This is a genomic window from Pseudomonas sp. NFACC56-3 (genome assembly GCF_900100025.1).
Taxonomy (GTDB): Bacteria; Pseudomonadota; Gammaproteobacteria; order Pseudomonadales; family Pseudomonadaceae; genus Aquipseudomonas; species Aquipseudomonas fluorescens_AA.
Window position 1 is genome coordinate 260702 of the sequence record NZ_FMTK01000006.1, and the last position, 18950, is coordinate 279651.

An 18950-nucleotide genomic window follows, 5' to 3' on the forward strand; every position below is an offset into this window, starting at 1 on the left:
AGCCGGGGCAAAGCTGACAAGCCCGTCAGTTAGCCGTCACCTTCCTGACCGGCTCGCAACGCTATATAAGAAAGCTCCAACTCCTGCGTCTCGAACCGGCCCTTCATATCCATGCGCATCCAGAAGAAAACTGTCCTGATTGTCGTGCTGTTGATCGCCCTGGCGGCCCTCGCCCTCTGGTTTGTGCTCAAGCCCGTGACCGCCAAACCCGGCGCTCCCGCCGCCGTTCCGGTACGGGCCATCAGCGTGATGCAAAAGGATGTACCGCGCTTTGCCAGCGGCATCGGCACGGTGCTGTCGCTGCACAGCGCGGTGATCCGCCCGCAGATCGACGGCATCCTCACCCGGCTGCTGGTCAAGGAGGGGCAACTGGTCAAGAAGGGTGACCTGCTGGCGACCATCGACGACCGCTCGATCCGCGCCAGCCTCGACCAGGCCCGGGCCCAGCTCGGCGAAAGCCAGGCACAACTGGCGGTGGCCCAGGTCAATCTCAAGCGCTACAAATTGCTGAGCGTCGATGACGGCGTCTCGAAGCAGACCTACGACCAGCAACAGGCGCTGGTCAACCAGCTCAAGGCGACCGCCCAGGGCAACCAGGCGGCTATCGACTCGGCACAGGTGCAACTGTCCTACACCCAGATCCGCTCCCCGGTGAGCGGTCGCGTCGGCATTCGCAACGTGGACGAAGGCAACTTCCTGCGCACCAGCGACGCCGCAGGCCTGTTCACGGTGACCCAGATCGACCCCATCGCCGTGGAGTTCTCCCTGCCCCAGCAAATGCTGCCCACCTTGCAACGGTTGATCGCCGCCCCCGAGCAAGCCTTGGTCAAGGCCTATATCGGCGCCGATGGCGCCACCGGGGAGCTGCTCGGCGAGGGGCGACTGAGCCTCATCGACAACCAGATCAACGCCAACACCGGCACCCTGCGGGCCAAGGCTGAATTCAACAACGCCGCGCAACGGCTGTGGCCGGGGCAACTGGTGACACTGAAAATCCAGACCGCCATCGACAAGGACGCCTTGGTGGTACCGCCCACCGTGGTCCAGCGCGGCCTGGAGCAACACTTCGTGTACCGCATAAAGGGCGACAAGGTCGAGAGCGTGCCGGTGGAAATGGTTTACCAGGACAGCGACCTGCACATCATCAAGGGGGTGAACGCCGGCGACCAACTGGTGAGCGACGGCCAGTCACGGCTCAAGCCGGGCAGCCACATCCAGGTGCTCAGCGATCCGCCCGCCCTGGCCAAGACCGCGGAGCCGCAACCATGAAGGGTCGCGGCTCGGTTTCGGCGTGGTGCATCGACCACCCTATCGCCACGGTACTGCTGACGTTCGCCCTGGTGCTGCTGGGGGTGATCGCGTTTCCTCGCCTGCCCGTCGCGCCCTTGCCGGAGGCGGAATTCCCGACCATCCAGGTCAACGCCCAGTTACCCGGGGCCAGCCCCGAAACCATGGCGTCGTCGGTGGCGACGCCGCTGGAAGTGCAATTCAGTGCCATTCCCGGCATTACCCAGATGACCTCCAGCAGCGCCCTGGGCTCGACCAACCTGATCCTGCAATTCAGCCTCGATAAAAGCATCGACACCGCCGCCCAGGAAGTGCAGGCGGCGATCAACACCGCCGCCGGCAAGCTGCCCAACGACATGCCGAACCTGCCGACCTGGCGCAAGGTCAACCCCGCCGACAGCCCGGTGCTGATCCTCAGCATCAGTTCCACGCTGATGCCCGGCACCGAACTGAGCGACTACGTCGAAACCCTGCTCTCCCGTCAGATCAGCCAGATCGATGGCGTAGGGCAAATCTACATCACCGGCCAGCAGCGTCCGGCGATCCGGGTCCAGGCCTCGGCCGACCGGCTCGCCGCCATCGGCCTGACCCTGGCGGACATTCGCCTGGCGCTCCAACAGGCCAGCCTCAACCTGGCCAAGGGCGCCTTGTACGGCGAGTCGAGCATTTCCACCCTGTCCACCAACGACCAGTTGTTCAAGCCTGCGGAGTACGGAGAGCTGATCGTGTCCTACCGGGACGGGGCACCGGTCCACCTCAAGGACATCGCCAAGGTGGTCAACGGCTCGGAAAACGCCTACGTCCAGGCCTGGGCCGACAACGAGCCCGGGGTCAACCTGGTGATCTTCCGGCAACCGGGGGCCAATATCGTCGAGACCGTCGACCGCATCCAGGCGGCCCTGCCCACCCTGCAAGCCATGTTGCCCGCCGCGGTGCAGGTCAAGGTGCTGATCGACCGCACCCAGACCATCCGCGCCTCGCTGCACGAAGTGGAAATCACCTTGCTGATCGCGGTGCTGCTGGTGGTGGCGGTGATGGCGTTGTTCCTGCGCCAGCTCTCGGCGACCCTGATCGTATCGGCGGTGCTGGGGGTGTCGCTGACCGCCAGTTTCGCCCTGATGTACGTGATGGGTTTCAGCCTGAACAACCTGACCCTGGTGGCGATCGTCATCTCGGTAGGGTTCGTGGTGGACGATGCGATTGTGGTGGTGGAGAACATCCACCGGCACCTGGAGGCCGGCGACGGCATGCGCGAGGCGGCGATGAAGGGGGCCGGCGAAATCGGCTTTACCGTGGTCTCCATCAGTTTCTCGCTGATCGCCGCGTTCATTCCGCTGCTGTTCATGGGCGGCGTGGTCGGGCGCCTGTTCAAGGAGTTTGCCCTGACCGCCACCTCGACCATCCTGATCTCGGTGGTGGTGTCCCTCACGTTGGCGCCGACCCTGGCTGCGTTGTTCATGCGCGCCCCGGTGCATCACGCCCATAGCAAGGCGGGGTTCGGCGAACGTCTGCTGGGCGGGTATGAGCGGGGCCTGCGCAAGACCCTGGCCCATCAGAAGCTGATGATCGGCGTGTTCGGCCTGACCCTGGCACTGGCGGTGGTGGGCTATGTGTTCATTCCCAAGGGCTTCTTCCCGGTGCAGGACACCGGCCTGGTGCTGGGCACCAGCGAAGCCGCCGCCGATGTGTCGTTCCCGGACATGGTGGCCAAGCACAAGGCCCTGGCCGACATCGTCGCCGCCGACCCGGCGGTGCAGACCTTCTCCCACTCCGTCGGCGTCTCGGGCAACAACCAGACCATCGCCAACGGCCGTTTCTGGATCGCCCTCAAACCCCGGGGCGAGCGTGACGTGTCGGCCAGCGGCTTCATCGACCGGATCCGCCCGCAACTGCTGAAAATCCCCGGCGTGGTGCTGTACCTCAGGGCCGGGCAGGACATCAACCTCAGCTCCGGCCCCAGCCGCGCCCAGTATCAATACGTGCTCAAGAGCAACGACGGGCCGAGCCTCAACGCCTGGGCGCAAAAACTCACCGAAAAGCTGCGCGGCAACCCGGCGTTCCGTGACATTTCCAACGACCTGCAACTGGGCGGCAGCATCACCCACATCAACATCGACCGCAACGCGGCGGCGCGCTTCGGCCTCACCGCCACCGATGTCGACCAGGCCCTGTACGACGCCTTCGGCCAGCGGCAGATCAATGAATTCCAGACCGAGACCAACCAGTACAACGTGATCCTGGAGCTCGATACCGCGCAGCGGGGCAAGGCCGAAAGCCTGGCGTATTTCTACCTGCGTTCGCCCCTGAGTGGGGAAATGGTGCCGCTCTCGGCCCTGGCCCGCTTCGATGCGCCGAGCAACGGCCCGCTGTCGATTGCCCACGACGGCATGTTCCCGGCCGCCAACCTGTCGTTCAACCTGGCGCCTGGCGTGGCCCTGGGAGACGCGGTGCGCCTGCTCGACCAGGCGAAGAACGAAATCGGCATGCCGGCCGCCATCACCGGTAGTTTCCAGGGCGCGGCTCAGGCCTTCCAAAGCTCGCTGGCGAGCCAGCCGTGGCTGATCCTCGCCGCGCTGGTGGCCGTGTACATCATTCTCGGCGTGCTCTACGAGAGTTTCGTGCACCCGTTGACGATCATCTCCACCCTGCCCTCGGCCGGCCTCGGCGCGCTGATCATGCTCTGGCTGCTGGGCCAGGACTTTTCGATCATGGCGCTGATCGGGCTGGTGCTGCTGATCGGGATCGTCAAGAAGAACGGCATCCTGATGATCGACTTCGCCCTCGACGCCCAGCGCAACAAAGGGCTGGCGCCCCAGGAAGCGATTTTCCAGGCGTGCCTGACCCGCTTCCGCCCGATCATGATGACCACCCTGGCGGCCCTGCTCGGTGCCCTGCCGCTGATGCTCGGCTATGGCCCCGGCGCGGAACTGCGCCAGCCCCTGGGCATCGCGGTGGTGGGCGGCCTGTTGGTGAGCCAGGCGCTGACGCTGTTCACGACACCGGTCATATACTTGTGGCTCGAGCGAGTGTTCCATCGGCCCACCCAACAGCCAGGGTCGGCGCCGACGGCGGCGCTGGCGAGCACAGACCACTGAGGCGGGGCCATGCGCGTTCTGATCATCGAAGACGAAGAAAAAACCGCGGACTACCTGCACCGCGGCCTGACCGAACAGGGCTACACCGTGGACGTGGCGCCGGACGGCATCGAAGGGCTGCACCTGGCCCTGGAAAGCGACTATGCGGTGATCGTGCTCGACGTGATGCTGCCGGGCCTGGACGGCTTCGGCGTACTGCGGGCCCTGCGCGCCCGCAAGCAGACACCGGTGATCATGCTCACCGCCCGGGAACGGGTCGAGGACCGCATCAAGGGCTTGCGCGACGGGGCCGATGACTACCTGGGCAAGCCTTTCTCCTTCCTCGAACTGGTGGCCCGCCTGCAAGCCCTGACCCGCCGCAGCGGTGGCCATGAACCGGTGCAGGTGAGCATCGCCGACCTGTGGATCGACCTGATCAGCCGCAAGGCCACCCGCGCCGGCCAACGCCTGGACCTGACCGCCAAGGAGTTCTCCCTGCTCAGCGTCCTGGCTCGCCGCCAGGGCGAAATTCTTTCGAAAACCGCCATTGCCGAAATGGTCTGGGACATCAACTTCGACAGTGACGCCAACGTGGTGGAAGTGGCGATCAAACGCTTGCGGGCCAAGCTCGACGGGCCATTCGAACAGAAGTTGCTGCACACCATTCGCGGCATGGGTTATGTGCTGGAGAGTCGCGGCGATGAGCGTTCCTGACAGCATCGCCCTGCGCTTGAGCGCCATGTTCACGCTGGTGGCGGCGCTGGTGTTCCTGTTGATCGGGGGCGCTTTGTACCAACAGGTCGGCAAGGGCCTGGGCCTGTTGCCCGAAGCCGAGCTCGATGCCCGCTACAGTGTCCTGGAGTCCACCGTCGGCCGCTACGGCACGCCTGAACACTGGGTGAAGATCAACAACAAGCTGCGATTGCTTGGCGAAGAAGACAAGCGCATCCATTTCTGGGTCGTCAGCGACGATCCGCGCTTTGAATACGGCAATCCCGATGCGCAGATCCGCGCCTTTGCCCAAGGCCCGCTGGGTAAACGCGACCTGACGTTGCCCCATCGGCACTACCCGATGAAAGTGCTGGTGAGCCAATTCCCGGCCAAGGACCAACGCCCGCCGCTGCGCTTCATGATCGGCATCGACACCGAGACCTTCTACCAGACCCAGCATCGCCTGTTGGTGGCGCTAGTGAGCCTGGCGATTGTCGGCGTACTCCTGGCTTCGTTGCTGGGCTACTGGGTCGCACGCATCGGTCTCAAACCGCTGATCAAGCTGTCCGAGGAAGCCCGGCGCCTGGCTCCACCCCGCCTGTCCGGGCGCTTGCAACTGTCGCCCTTGCCGCCGGAGCTGAGCCAGTTCGTCAGTTCCTTCAACGCCACCCTGGACCGGGTCGAACAGGCTTACTCGCGGCTGGAGTCGTTCAACGCCGATGTCGCCCATGAATTACGCTCGCCCCTGACCAACCTGATCGGCCAGACCCAGGTGGCGCTGACCCGTGGGCGCTCGGCTGAACATTACTTCGAAGTGCTGCAATCGAATCTCGAGGAATTGGAGCGGCTGCGCTCGATCATCAACGACATGCTGTTCCTGGCCAGCGCCGACCAGGGCAGCAAGGCCACCAAGTTGACCAGCGCATCCCTGGCCGGCGAAGTGGCGACCACCCTCGATTACCTGGACTTCATTCTGGAAGATGCCCAGGTCCAGGTCCGGGTCAGCGGCGACGCCCAGGCCAACATCGAGATCGCCCACCTGCGGCGGGCGCTGATCAACCTGCTGAGCAACGCCGTGCAGCACACCGCACCCGGGCAAGTGATCGACGTGCGCATCGAAGCCCTTGGCGACCAGATCACCCTCGCCGTCACCAACCCCGGCGAACCGATCGCCGGCGAGCATCTGCCACGCCTGTTCGAACGGTTCTATCGCGTCGATGCCTCGCGCAGCAACAGTGGCGCCAACCATGGGCTGGGGCTGGCCATCGTCAAGGCCATTGCACTGATGCACGGTGGCGATGTGTTCGTGCGCAGCGACCAGGGTGCCAACACGTTCGGGATCCGCTTGCCAGCCTGACGCCCCTCCCCCATAGGTTCGTACGCATCATCAGATCTTTCCAGGCCAATGAATGCTGGGCGAAAGCCAACTGTAGCAAAATCGGAATACCGTCCGAACGCGCCCCCAGCTTTCATTAATTACCGGGTAATTGCGCAAACACTGATTGCCCGCTCTCATTGATCCAAGCACAATCAGCAAAAGGCCAGCATCTGGTTTATTGCCGGTTTGCAATCCTTTGGGACGGATCCCAGCCACATGACAATGCAGACATCGGAACCATGAGCGCGCGCAGTGCGACACCCGGCAACACCCCGCTTTCGAGACGTTCGGAACGGGTACTCGTACTGGCCAGCTCGCTGGTTGTCATTGCCATCCTGAGCATCGTGACGTTTCTGTTGATCCGCGAACATGCCGCCGCACAACAGGCTGCGACACGTGCGGCGTCCAATATCGTGCAATTGATTGACGCCGATGTGCTGCGCAACGTGGAGCTCTACGACCTGTCGCTGCAAGGTCTGGTCGCCGCCGCCAAACGCGACGACCTGAAAGACGTTTCGCCCGCGATTCGCCATCTGGCGTTGTTCGACCGCGCCACTGCCGCCCCCTACAAAGGCGACATCCTGCTGCTCGACAAGCATGGCGATGTCATCGCCGACTCCGCCTCGGTCGAACCGCGCAAAGGCAATTACGCCGACCGGGAATATTTCCAGTCCCATGTCCAGGACCCGAGCCTGGACATGATGATCAGTCGCCCGTTCCGTTCCAGGAGTCACGCGCAAGATTGGCGTATCAGCTTCAGCTATCGACTGAGCGACGACCAGGGAGAGTTCATGGGCGTGGCCGAGGCCGCGATGCGTTTGAATTACTTCAACCAATTGTTCAAGAGCCTGAACATCGGTCATGGCGGCACAGTCAACCTGGTCAGCCGAGACGGCATTCTATTGGCGCAAGAACCGCCCTTGGCAGAAGACCTGACGGGCAAGGACTTCAGTAAGCGGCCGAACTTCGTGCGCATCCTGCGCGAAGGCAACGGCAGCTTCACCAGCGTGTCCGGTCAGGACCAGAAGCCGCGCCTGTACACCTTTTCCCAGGTGGGTGACTTGCCATTGATCGTCGTGGTAGCACTCTCCTCCCAAGAGGTCTTCGCCTCATGGCGACGCACAGCGTTGTTGGTCAGCGGTGCCACCGGCGCGCTGTGCATCGGTTTGCTCTGGCTCACCTGGCTGCTGCGCCGCGAATTGCGCCGCCGTTACAGAGCTGAACGGGAATTGGCCCAACTGGCGTCCGTCGACGCCCTCACGGGCCTGGCCAACCGACGGACACTGGACGAGACGTTGCAGCAGGAATGGCTGCGCGCCCAACGTTCGGGCCAACCGTTGTCTGTGCTGATGATCGATGCCGATCATTTCAAGGCGTTCAACGATCGCCATGGTCATCAACAGGGTGACGAGGCCCTGCGCACCTTGGCGCAATTGATCGGCCAGCATGTCCGACGCCCCGCCGACCTGGCGGCGCGCTATGGCGGTGAGGAGTTCTCGGTGGTGCTGCCGGAGACCACCACCGCTGGCGCCTTCACCATGGCCCAGAATATTCGCGATGCGGTCGAACAACTGCCACCGGTGTCCGAGGGGGGAGCGCCCATGACGGTCAGTATCGGCATCGCCACTTGGACCCAGGGACCGTACAACGAACTCGAACAACTCTTGTTCGCCGCGGACAAGGCGCTGTACCAGGCCAAGGCCAGCGGACGCAATCGTGTGGTCTGCGCGATGTAACACCGCAGCACCCAAAAGGCTATGGACATGGTGTTCTCTGTGGCGAGAGAGCTTGCTCCCGCTGGGCTGCGAAGCAGCCCCAAACGGCCCTGGCTAATGAGTTTGATACACCGCGGCGCCAGATTTCAGGGCCGCTGCGCGCCCCAGCGGGAGCAAGCTCCCTCGCCACAGGTTTCCCTCATCGCTCCCGGCTCCCGACGAAAACCCGGCCATAAAAAAAGGCCACCCGAAGGCAGCCCTTAAAAAACTAGAGAGGTTTTTTGCTTACACAGCCGCGACAGGGCGCATGTAAGAGATCGGTGCGGTGCTGGCGTCTTCGAACGTCACGACTTCCCAAGCATCTTTCTGGGCAATCAACTTGCGCAGCAGCTGGTTGTTCAGTGCGTGGCCGGACTTGAAGCCCTTGAACTCACCAATCAGGCTATTGCCCAGCAGGTAGAGGTCGCCGATTGCATCGAGGATCTTGTGCTTGACGAATTCGTCTTCATAACGAAGGCCGTCTTCGTTCAACACACCATCGGAATCGACCACGATCGCGTTTTCAACACTGCCGCCGAGTGCGAGGTTGTGCTTGCGCAGGTACTCGATATCACTCATGAAACCAAAGGTACGGGCGCGGCTGACTTCTTTTACGAACGAAGTGCTGGAAAAATCCACGCTTGCACTCTGGGTGCGGTCACGGAAAACCGGATGATCGAAATCGATCTCGAAGCTCACCTTGAAACCTTCGAAAGGGACGAAAGTGGCGCGCTTGTCGCCGTCTTCCACTGTCACTTCCCGCAGGATGCGGATGAACTTCTTGGCTGCGTCCTGCTCTTCCAGGCCAGCCGATTGAATCAGGAATACGAAGGGTCCGGCACTGCCATCCATGATCGGGACTTCGGACGCGGAGAGCTCGACGTAGGCGTTATCGATGCCCAGGCCAGCCATGGCCGAGAGCAAATGCTCCACCGTATCCACTTTGGTGTCACCGTTGACCAGAGTGGTCGACATAGTGGTTTCACCAACGTTTTCCGCGCGAGCAGGAATCTGCACCACAGGGTCGAGGTCGGCACGACAAAACACAATGCCGGTATCGATAGGCGCGGGCTTGAGGGTCAGGTAGACCTTCTCGCCGGAGTGCAAGCCGACACCTGTGGCACGGATAATATTCTTCAGGGTGCGTTGTTTAATCATGGCATGGGCCGCTTCAGCGCAAATTGCGAACTGGTATCAACAAAGGCTGGCGATGATAGCAGACCAGACCTTTGCTGAACACCAATCACCCGTATCCCCCTGATACATTTCATCAATCGGCCTGACGACGCAGGAAAGCCGGGATGTCCAGGTAATCCAGATCGTCTTGCGGATTCATCTTCGCGGCAGTCGCGGTACCGGCCTGGGCCTGGTTGCGCATGACGGTCGGACGGTCCAGGTCACGGTAGTTCACCGCAGGCGCTTCCTGACGCGCAGCCACTTGTTGTTGCGGTTGCGAAGCCATGGAGGTGTGAACGGTGTTGTCGATGACCTTCACAGGCTTCTCGATTTTCGCGCCCAGACCGGTGGCAACCACGGTAACGTGCAGCTCGTCGCGCATGTCCGGATCGATAACGGTACCGACCTTGACCATCGCGTGCTCGGAAGCGAAGGCTTCGATGATGCTACCCACGTCGGAGTACTCACCCAGGGACAGGTCAGGACCGGCGGTGATGTTCACCAGGATGCCGCGCGCACCTTGCAGGTTCACGTCTTCGAGCAACGGGTTGCGGATGGCCGCTTCGGTGGCCTCGCGAGCACGGTTCGGACCGCTGGCGCAGCCGGTGCCCATCATTGCCATGCCCATTTCGCTCATGACCGTCCGTACGTCGGCAAAGTCGACGTTGATCATGCCTGGACGCTTGATGATGTCGGAGATACCGCGAACGGCACCGGCCAGTACGTCGTCAGCCTTGGCGAAAGCCGACAGCAGGCTTGCGTCTTTACCCAGGATGGTCAGCAGCTTCTCGTTGGGAATGGTGATCAACGAGTCGACGCTTTCAGACAGCAGACGGATACCTTCGTCGGCGATCTGCATACGCTTGCGGCCTTCGAAAGGGAACGGACGGGTCACCACCGCAACGGTGAGGATCCCCATTTCCTTGGCCACTTCGGCGATGATTGGCGCCGCCCCCGTACCGGTGCCGCCGCCCATGCCGGTGGTGATGAACACCATGTTGGTGCCTTGCAGGACTTCTGCGATGCGCTCACGGTCTTCGAGGGCGGCCTGACGACCGACTTCAGGGTTGGCGCCGGCACCCAGGCCTTTGGTTACGCCAGTGCCCAGTTGCAGGATGGTCCGCGCGCCGATGGATTTCAGCGCCTGGGCATCAGTGTTGGCGCAGATGAACTCAACGCCTTCAATGTTGCTCTTGACCATGTGGTTGACAGCGTTGCCGCCGCCACCGCCGACACCGATTACTTTGATAACCGGGCTAGCGGGGATGTTGTCTACGAGTTCGAACATTTTCCCTCTCCTTTCATTCTCTAGTTTTTTCGCCTACTGCGTTTGCTGCGTCTTCCAGCGCCAAGCCTGAAACCTGCCGCGTGAAGCTTTGAAACTGTTTAAAAGTTGCCTTTGACCCAAGCCTGGAGCCGCTCGAACAGCGGCGCCTTCGGCTCGTCGCTGCTGTAGCTGTCGCGGCTGCCGATCCCTGAAAACGAGATTCCGTCGGACTGTTTCTGCAGGCCGTACATCAACAGGCCCACGCCGGTGGAATAGATCGGGTTGCGGACCACGTCATCCAGGCCCTTGACGCCATGGGGCACGCCCAGGCGCACCGGCATGTGGAAAATCTCTTCGGCCAGCTCGACCGCGCCTTCCATCTTCGACGTACCGCCGGTCAGCACGATGCCGGCCGGGATCAGGTCTTCGTAGCCGCTGCGACGCAGTTCGGCCTGGATCAGCGTGAACAGCTCGTCGTAGCGCGGCTCGACCACTTCGGCCAGGGCCTGGCGCGACAGTTCGCGCGGTGGACGGTCGCCGACGCTCGGCACCTTGATGGTTTCACCGGCACCGGCCAGCTTCGCCAGGGCGCAGGCGTAACGGATCTTGATTTCCTCGGCGTACTGGGTCGGGGTGCGCAACGCCATGGCGATGTCGTTGGTCACCTGGTCGCCGGCAATCGGGATCACGGCCGTATGGCGGATCGCGCCTTCGGTGAAGATCGCGATGTCGGTGGTGCCGCCGCCGATGTCCACCAGGCACACGCCCAGCTCTTTCTCGTCGTCGGTCAGTACCGAGTAGGCCGAGGCCAGTTGCTCGAGGATGATGTCGTCGATTTCCAGGCCGCAGCGACGCACGCATTTCTCGATGTTCTGCGCGGCGTTCACCGCACAGGTCACCACGTGGACCTTGGCTTCCAGGCGCACGCCGGACATGCCCAGGGGCTCACGCACGCCTTCCTGGTTATCGATCACGTAATCCTGCGGCAGGGTGTGCAGCACACGCTGGTCGGCCGGGATCGCCACGGCCTGGGCCGCGTCGAGTACGCGCTCGAGGTCCGCGGAGCTGACTTCGCGATCACGAATCGCCACGATGCCGTGGGAGTTCAGGCTGCGGATGTGATTGCCCGCCACGCCGACGAACGCCGAGTGGATCCGGCAACCGGCCATCAGCTGCGCCTCTTCGATGGCGCGCTGGATCGATTGCACGGTGGACTCGATGTTCACCACCACGCCTTTTTTCAAGCCGCGGGACGGATGTGTACCGATCCCGACGATGACCAGCGTGCCGTCGTCCGCGACTTCGCCTACCAGCGCCACCACCTTGGAAGTGCCGATATCGAGACCGACGATCATTTTCCCGCTTTGCACGTTTGCCATGGGTCCTGCCTCTTCTTAATTCTTCGCGACGGCGGGTTCGGCCGTCGTCGGCGCTACAGGTTCCCGCCAGCCAACGGCCAGGCCGTTGGCGTAGCGCAGATCGATGCGCGCAATGTTCGTAATCTTTTCTTTAAGCGTCTTGTCATAGATGGCGATGAAGCGGCGCATCTTTTCCACCAGGTTGCCGCGCCCGAGCAACAGCTCGATGCCCGGCCCCGAGCTGCCCGCGCCAGTGGTCAGGAACCAACTGCCGCGCTCACGCAATTCCAGGCGCGCGATGGAGAAGCCCAACGGCCGCAACATCTGGCTCAACACCTGGTATTGCTGCATCACTTGCTGCTGGGCCCGCTGTGGACCGAACAGTTGTGGCAAATGTTCATAGTTGGCCAGTTCTCGCGGCGTAAACGCCTGGCCCTGGTTGTTCAACAGCGACTCGTCGCCCCAACGGGCCACCGGCAGTTGCTCTTCCAGGCGAATCGACACCTGGTCGGGCCACACCCGCCGGACTTCGGCGTGAGCGATCCAGGGCATCTGCTCCAGCTCCGTGCGCATGCCCGCCAGGTCGATGGTGAAGAAACTCGACGCGACGAACGGAGCGATCCGCTGCTGCACCGCCTGCTGGCTGATGTAGCTCAGGTCGCCCTGGACGTTGATCCGGGCGATCGGTCGGTCGGCATACGGCAGCAACCGTTGCGCGCCTTCATAGGTACCGAACCCCAACGCCACCAGCAGCACCGGCCAGAACAGGCTCTTGAGAAAACCAAAATTGGCTTTCGGCAAGCGCGCCGACATCGGCTCCTTGGCCACCATTCGGCTGGCACCCCGCGGCACCGGCTTGCGACCGGGTGCGGATGGCTGATGACGAAGCGATGCGCCTTGCATGGCTTAACCTCTTGGCTCTTGAGTGCCGACACTGGCCGCCAGGATCGACAGCACCAGTTGCTGGAAATCCAGACCGGCGGCGCGGGCCGCCATCGGTACCAGGCTGTGATCGGTCATGCCGGGCGCGGTGTTGACTTCCAGGAACCAGAACTGCCCATCGGCATCCTGCATCACGTCCGCCCGGCCCCAACCGGCAATACCCAGCGCCTCACAGGCCTTGGCCGTGAGGTCCATCAGTTCTTTTTCCTTGGCAGCGTCCAGCCCGCAGGGAATGCGGTACTGGGTATCGTTGGCGATGTACTTGGCGTCGTAGTCGTAGAACGTGTGGGGCGTGCCCAGCGCAATCGGGGGCAACACCTGGTCACGCAGGGTGGCGATGGTGAACTCGGGACCGGTGATCCATTGTTCGACCAACACTTGCGAATCGTAGGAACTGGCGTCTTTCCATGCCGCGGTCAACTCAGGCAGCGAATTCACTTTCGCCATGCCGATACTTGAACCTTCATGGGCCGGTTTGACGATCAAAGGGAAACCCAGTTCCGTGGCCGCCGAAATACAATCGGCCTCGGACGCCAGCACGGCGTGACGCGGCGTCGGAATGCCGAGGCTGTGCCAGACCTGCTTGGTGCGCAGTTTGTCCATCGCCAGGGCGGATGCCAGGATGCCGCTGCCGGTGTAGGGGATCCCCAGGCATTCGAGCAGGCCTTGCATGCTGCCGTCTTCACCGCCGCGACCATGGAGGATGATGAACGCGCGATCGATCTTTTCGTTCAGCAGGCGCTGCAGGAAATCATCGCCCACGTCGATGCCGAAGGCGTCGACGCCGGCGCTTTGCAAGGCTTGCAGCACGGCGTTGCCGGACTTGAGGGACACCTCGCGCTCGGCGCTCTTGCCACCGAACAGCACGGCCACGCGGCCGAAGGCTTTCGGATCGAGGGTCGAGACCAGGTTGGCGTAGGCAGCAGTCATTTCAGTTTCCCCTCGCTGGAGGCCACGATTGCTCCGGCGAATAACGGACTTTTCAACAGTTTCGGGGCCAGGCCACCGATGTCACCGGCACCCTGGCACAGCAGGATGTCGCCGGCGCGCAGCAACGGCTTGACCAGCGGCGCGAGGTCTACGCCACGCTCGATGTAGATCGGGTCCAACTGGCCGCGTTGACGAATGCTGTGGCACAGCTGGCGGCTGTCGGCCCCAGGGATCGGTTCTTCACCGGCCGGGTAGACTTCCATCAACAGCAGCACGTTGGCGTCGGCCAGCACCTGGACGAAATCGTCATACAGGTCGCGGGTGCGGCTATAGCGGTGCGGCTGGTAGACCATCACCAGGCGCCGCTCCGGCCAGCCACCGCGCACGGCCTTGATCACCGCCGCGACTTCGGTCGGGTGGTGGCCGTAGTCGTCCACCAGCATCACGTTGCCGCCTTCCACCGGCAGTTCGCCGTAGACCTGGAAGCGCCGGCCCACGCCCTGGAAGCCGGACAGGCCCTGGACGATGGCTTCATCGCTGACGCCTTCGTCGGTGGCGATGCAGATGGTGGCCAAGGAATTGAGCACGTTGTGGTTACCGGGCATGTTCACCGACACGTCCAACGGCTCGCGATCAGGGCGCAAGACGGTGAAGAACGTCTGCATGCCTTGCTGGCGCACGTTGATGGCGCGCACGTCGGCGTCTTCGCCAAAGCCGTAGGTCACGGTCGGACGCTTGATCAGCGGCAGGATTTCACGCACCACCGGGTCGTCCAGGCACACCACCGCCAGACCGTAGAACGGCAGGTTGTGGAGGAACTCGACGAAGGTTTTCTTCAATTTGTTGAAGTCACCGTCGTAGGTCGCCATGTGGTCGGCATCGATGTTGGTCACCACGGCCACCAGCGGTTGCAGGTGCAGGAAGCTCGCATCGCTCTCGTCGGCTTCGGCGATCAGGTAGCGGCTGGTGCCCAGCTGGGCATTGGTGCCCGCGGCATTCAGACGACCACCGATCACGAACGTCGGGTCCAGGCCACCGGCCGCGAACACCGAGGCGATCAGGCTGGTGGTGGTGGTTTTACCGTGGGTACCGGCGACGGCGATGCCATGGCGATAGCGCATCAGCTCGGCGAGCATCTCAGCCCGTGGCACCACGGGAATGCGGCGTTCCAGGGCGGTGGCGACTTCCGGGTTGGAGGTGTTCACGGCGCTGGAAACCACCAGCACGTCAGCATTGGCGGCGTTCTCGGCGCGGTGACCGATAAAGATCTGCGCGCCGAAGGACTCCAGGCGCTCGGTGACCGGGGAAGCTTTCAGGTCGGAACCCGAGACCTGGTAACCCAGGTTCAGCAATACCTCGGCGATCCCGCACATGCCCACGCCGCCGATACCGACGAAGTGGATGCGGCGGATACGGCGCATTTCCGGTTGCGGCATGGCTTTGCGATTCTCAACCATGGGCCACCTCCAGGCAGGTATCGACCACTTGGGCCGTGGCGTCGGGTTTGGCCAGGCGGCGGGCGGCGCGGGCCATGTCTTCAAGTCGTTGCGGCTGCATCAAAACCTCTGTCAGGCGGGCGGCAAGATCCGCGGCGCCAGTCGTTCTTTGCGGCATCAGGAAGGCAGCGCCTTCACGGGCCAAATAATCGGCGTTACGGGTCTGGTGATCGTCGATGGCGTGGGGCAAAGGCACCAGCATCGAGGGCAGACCGGCGGCAGCCAGTTCACTGATGGTCAGCGCGCCTGCGCGGCAGACCACCAGGTCGGCCCAGCCATAGGCTTGGGCCATGTCTTTGATGAAAGGCTGCACTTGCGCCTCGACACCGGCGGCGCGGTAGCGCTCGGCGGTCACTTCATCGTGATGTTTGCCAGCCTGATGGAACACGTCCGGCCGCAGGTCGGGAGCGACCAGCGACAAGGCTTCGGGCAGCAATTTGTTCAATGGTTCCGCCCCCAGGCTTCCACCCAGGATCAGCAAACGCGCCTTGCGTCCAGCCAGGGCCGGGCGCGGTGTCTCCAGGAACAGCTCGGTACGCACCGGATTACCCGTGGTGCGGCGGCTGCCCGACAGGGTAAAGGTGTCGGGAAAAGCTTCACAGACCCGGGCGGCCAACGGCACCAGTAACCGATTGGCGGTACCGGCCACGGCGTTCTGCTCGTGGACGATCACCGGCACACCGGCCAGTTTTGCCGCAACGCCACCAGGGCCGGTCACATAACCACCGAACCCGACCACGCACACCGGGCGCAACCGGCGAATGATCGCTCGCGCCTGCCAGATCGACTTGAGCAGCATCAGCGGCGCCTTGAGCAACGACAACTTGCCCTTGCCCCGCAGGCCGCTGGCATCGATCCGGTGCAGTTCGAGGCCGGCGCCAGGCACCAGTTCGTTCTCGATCCCCCGCGGCGTACCCAGCCAGTGCACGGTGTAGCCCCGTGCCTGGAACTCCCGGGCACAGGCCAGCGCCGGGAACACGTGCCCACCGGTACCGCCCGCCATGATCAGCACGTTAGCGCCCATGAGTCGGCTCCTCGGCGAAGTCGCTCTCCTGGAATTCCATCTCTTCGCTGCCCAGGTGGGTTCGACTTTCCCATTCGATGCGCAGCAACAGGCCGAGACAGGCACAGCAGATCACCAGGGAACTGCCGCCATAACTGAGGAACGGCAGCGTCAGGCCCTTGGTCGGCAAGAGGCCGACGTTCACACCGATGTTGATCAGGAACTGGCCGATCCACAGGAACGACAAGCCATACGCGACGTACGCGGCGAAAAACTGCTTGGCCTTCTCGGCCCACAAGCCGATGTACATGCCGCGCACACAGACGAACACGAACAGGGCGACGGTGCACAGGGACCCCACCACCCCAAGTTCTTCGGCCAGGACCGAGAACACGAAGTCGGTGTGGGCTTCCGGCAGGTAGAACTGCTTCTGCACGCTGTTGCCCAGGCCCACGCCCAACCATTCGCCGCGACCGAAGGCAATCAAGGCCTGGGTCAATTGATAACCGGAACCAAACTGGTCGGCCCACGGGTCGGTAAAGGTGATCAGGCGCGCCATCCGGTACGGTTGCGCCTGAACCAGCACGGTCACGGCCGCCACCGCCAACGCCACCATCAGGATGAAGCGAAACAGCCCGACCCCACCGAGGAACAGCATCGCCGCCGCGGCGCCCATCATCACCACCGTGGCGCCGAAGTCCGGCTCCATCAGCAGCAGGCCCGCCATGGGCAGCAAGACGATGAACGGCTTGAAGAACCCCATCCAGCTCTCGCGTACTTCTTTCTGGCGACGCACCAGATAACCGGCCAGGAAAATCACCACGAAGACCTTGGCGATCTCCGAGGGCTGCACGTTGAAGAAGCTGAAGCCGATCCAGCGCATCGAGCCGTTGACCTCACGGCCGATCCCCGGCACCAGCACCATCACCAACAGGCCGAAGGCCCCGAGCAGCATCATCCAGCCCAGGCGCTGCCAGGTGGCGATCGGCACCATCATGGTGACGACGCACGCGCCCAGGCCGATCACCAGGTAAACCAGGTGGCGGATCATGTGATAAAGCGTGTTGCCCGACTGCACGGCGGCCACTTCCGACGACGCGGAGGTGATCATCACCAGGCCCAGGCCCAGCAAGGCCAGGCAACCGGCGAGCATCGGGAAATCCAGGTCGATGCCACGTCCGGTGATCAACGGCGACGGGTACGGCTTGATGATATTCATCAGGCTCATGCCAAGTCCTCCGCGGCCCGGGCGAACAGCTGCCCGCGCTCTTCATAGTTCTTGAACATGTCGAAACTGGCGCAGGCCGGTGACAACAGCACCGCGTCGCCCGGGTGCGCGAGCGCGCGGCATTGCTGCACCGCCTCGTCCAGCGAACCGACGCGAACCAGCGGCACGGCATCGCCGAGGGCCTGGGCGATCAATTCGCGGTCGCGGCCCATCAGCACCACGGCACGGCAGTTGGCTGCCACGGGGTCGCGCAGGTCCTTGAAGTCGGCGCCCTTGCCGTCGCCGCCGGCGATCAGCACGAGCTTGCCTTCGATGTCCGCCCCCAGCCCTTCGATGGCCGCCAGCGCGGCACCGACGTTGGTGGCCTTGGAGTCGTTGTACCAGGCCACGCCATCGAGGTCGCGCACCCACTGGCAGCGGTGTTCGAGACCGGCAAACGTGCGCAGGGCCGACAGCATGGCGTCGAACGGCAGGCCGACCGCATGTCCCAGGGCCAACGCGGCCAGGGCATTGGCCTGGTTATGGGCGCCACGAATCTTCAGTTCGCGCACCGGCATCAGGTTCTGGAATTCGAAGGCCAGGTATTTCTCGCCATTCTCTTCGCGCAAGCCGAAGCCTTTGAAATCCGGAACGCCCAGGCCGAAGGACCAGCACGGCATGCCCTCGCCCAGCAACGGGCGGGTCAAGGCGTCCTGGCGGTTGAACACCACCTGCCGGGCCCCACGGAAGATCCGGTGCTTGGCCAGGTGATAGGCCGGCAGGCCGCTGTAGCGGTCCATGTGGTCTTCGCTGACGTTGAGCACGGTGGCCACTTCGGCGCCCAGGTGGTCGGTGGTTTCCAGCTGGAAGCTCGACAGCTCCATCACGTACAGCTCGACGTCGTCGCTGAGCAGGTCCAGGGCCGGGGTGCCGAGGTTGCCGCCCACGGCGACGCGCTTGCCGGCCGCCGCGGCCATCTCGCCCACCAGGGTGGTGACGGTGCTCTTGGCGTTCGAACCACTGATGGCAATGATCGGCGCCTTGGCGTTACGGGCGAACAACTCGATATCGCCGGACAGTTTCACGCCACGGGCCGCAGCCGCCTGCAGGGCCGGGGTCGCCAGGGCCAGGCCGGGACTCACGTAGAGCTCATCGGCGCGGCACAGGAACTCGACATCCAGTTCGCCACAACGCACCTCCACCTGGGGATAGTCACGGCGCAGCGTGGCCAGCTCAGGCGGATTTTCCCGCGTGTCGGCCACGGCAAACGACACGCCTCGGTTCGCCAGGAAGCGAACCAGGGACATGCCGCTCTTGCCGAGGCCGACAACGATGCGGAAGTGGTCAGAAGCGATCAGGGACACTCG

Annotated in this window: 14 protein-coding genes; 5 read left to right on the forward strand and 9 right to left on the reverse strand. The window is 63.3% G+C overall.

Annotation, left to right across the window (positions count from 1 at the left end; genetic code table 11):
* The first annotated feature begins 111 nt into the window (after positions 1 to 111).
* The 5 genes from BLO80_RS11950 to BLO80_RS11970 all read left to right on the forward strand — a co-directional run bounded on the left by BLO80_RS11950 (position 112) and on the right by BLO80_RS11970 (position 8186).
* Positions 112 to 1269, forward strand: a complete 1158-nt coding sequence (locus tag BLO80_RS11950; RefSeq protein ID WP_092331875.1) for an efflux RND transporter periplasmic adaptor subunit — start codon at positions 112 to 114, stop codon at positions 1267 to 1269.
* The gene (locus BLO80_RS11955; RefSeq protein WP_092331874.1) at positions 1266 to 4382 is read left to right on the forward strand and encodes a multidrug efflux RND transporter permease subunit; all 3117 of its coding nucleotides are present in this window, start codon (positions 1266 to 1268) and stop codon (positions 4380 to 4382) included. Before BLO80_RS11950 ends, BLO80_RS11955 begins: the two co-directional genes overlap by 4 nt.
* A 9-nt stretch (positions 4383 to 4391) precedes the next feature.
* Complete coding sequence (locus BLO80_RS11960; RefSeq protein ID WP_092331871.1) at positions 4392 to 5075, forward strand: heavy metal response regulator transcription factor; 684 nt, start codon at positions 4392 to 4394, stop codon at positions 5073 to 5075.
* Positions 5062 to 6429, forward strand: coding sequence for a heavy metal sensor histidine kinase (locus BLO80_RS11965; protein WP_092331869.1), 1368 nt, complete (start codon positions 5062 to 5064; stop codon positions 6427 to 6429). Before BLO80_RS11960 ends, BLO80_RS11965 begins: the two co-directional genes overlap by 14 nt.
* Before the next feature lie 260 nt (positions 6430 to 6689).
* Complete coding sequence (locus tag BLO80_RS11970) at positions 6690 to 8186, forward strand: sensor domain-containing diguanylate cyclase (protein ID WP_092331867.1); 1497 nt, start codon at positions 6690 to 6692, stop codon at positions 8184 to 8186.
* A gap of 264 nt (positions 8187 to 8450) precedes the next feature.
* On the opposite strand, the gene lpxC is transcribed toward BLO80_RS11970, so the two are convergent.
* From lpxC to murD, 9 genes are all read right to left on the reverse strand, one after another.
* The gene (lpxC, locus tag BLO80_RS11975; RefSeq protein WP_092331864.1) at positions 8451 to 9362 is read right to left on the reverse strand and encodes a UDP-3-O-acyl-N-acetylglucosamine deacetylase; all 912 of its coding nucleotides are present in this window, start codon (positions 9360 to 9362) and stop codon (positions 8451 to 8453) included.
* Between the two features lie 112 nt (positions 9363 to 9474).
* Complete coding sequence (gene ftsZ, locus BLO80_RS11980) at positions 9475 to 10668, reverse strand: cell division protein FtsZ (protein ID WP_072348503.1); 1194 nt, start codon at positions 10666 to 10668, stop codon at positions 9475 to 9477.
* A 98-nt stretch (positions 10669 to 10766) separates the two neighbouring features.
* On the reverse strand, positions 10767 to 12026 hold the full coding sequence (ftsA, locus tag BLO80_RS11985; RefSeq protein ID WP_003205342.1) for a cell division protein FtsA: 1260 nt from the start codon (positions 12024 to 12026) through the stop codon (positions 10767 to 10769).
* Between the two features lie 15 nt (positions 12027 to 12041).
* Complete coding sequence (locus tag BLO80_RS11990; RefSeq protein ID WP_092204136.1) at positions 12042 to 12908, reverse strand: cell division protein FtsQ/DivIB; 867 nt, start codon at positions 12906 to 12908, stop codon at positions 12042 to 12044.
* 3 nt (positions 12909 to 12911) lie between these two features.
* Positions 12912 to 13877 carry a D-alanine--D-alanine ligase gene (locus BLO80_RS11995; RefSeq protein WP_092204137.1) on the reverse strand — a complete coding sequence of 322 codons (966 nt, stop codon included), beginning with the start codon at positions 13875 to 13877 and terminating at the stop codon, positions 12912 to 12914.
* Positions 13874 to 15334 carry a UDP-N-acetylmuramate--L-alanine ligase gene (gene murC, locus BLO80_RS12000; RefSeq protein WP_092204138.1) on the reverse strand — a complete coding sequence of 487 codons (1461 nt, stop codon included), beginning with the start codon at positions 15332 to 15334 and terminating at the stop codon, positions 13874 to 13876. The genes BLO80_RS11995 and murC overlap by 4 nt, the downstream gene beginning before the upstream one ends.
* Positions 15327 to 16397, reverse strand: coding sequence for an undecaprenyldiphospho-muramoylpentapeptide beta-N-acetylglucosaminyltransferase (gene murG / locus BLO80_RS12005; protein ID WP_092331862.1), 1071 nt, complete (start codon positions 16395 to 16397; stop codon positions 15327 to 15329). Before murG ends, murC begins: the two co-directional genes overlap by 8 nt.
* Positions 16387 to 17604, reverse strand: coding sequence for a putative lipid II flippase FtsW (gene ftsW, locus BLO80_RS12010; RefSeq protein WP_092204140.1), 1218 nt, complete (start codon positions 17602 to 17604; stop codon positions 16387 to 16389). The genes murG and ftsW overlap by 11 nt, the downstream gene beginning before the upstream one ends.
* Positions 17601 to 18947, reverse strand: a complete 1347-nt coding sequence (gene murD / locus BLO80_RS12015) for a UDP-N-acetylmuramoyl-L-alanine--D-glutamate ligase (RefSeq protein WP_092331859.1) — start codon at positions 18945 to 18947, stop codon at positions 17601 to 17603. Before murD ends, ftsW begins: the two co-directional genes overlap by 4 nt.
* Positions 18948 to 18950: the final 3 nt, after the last annotated feature.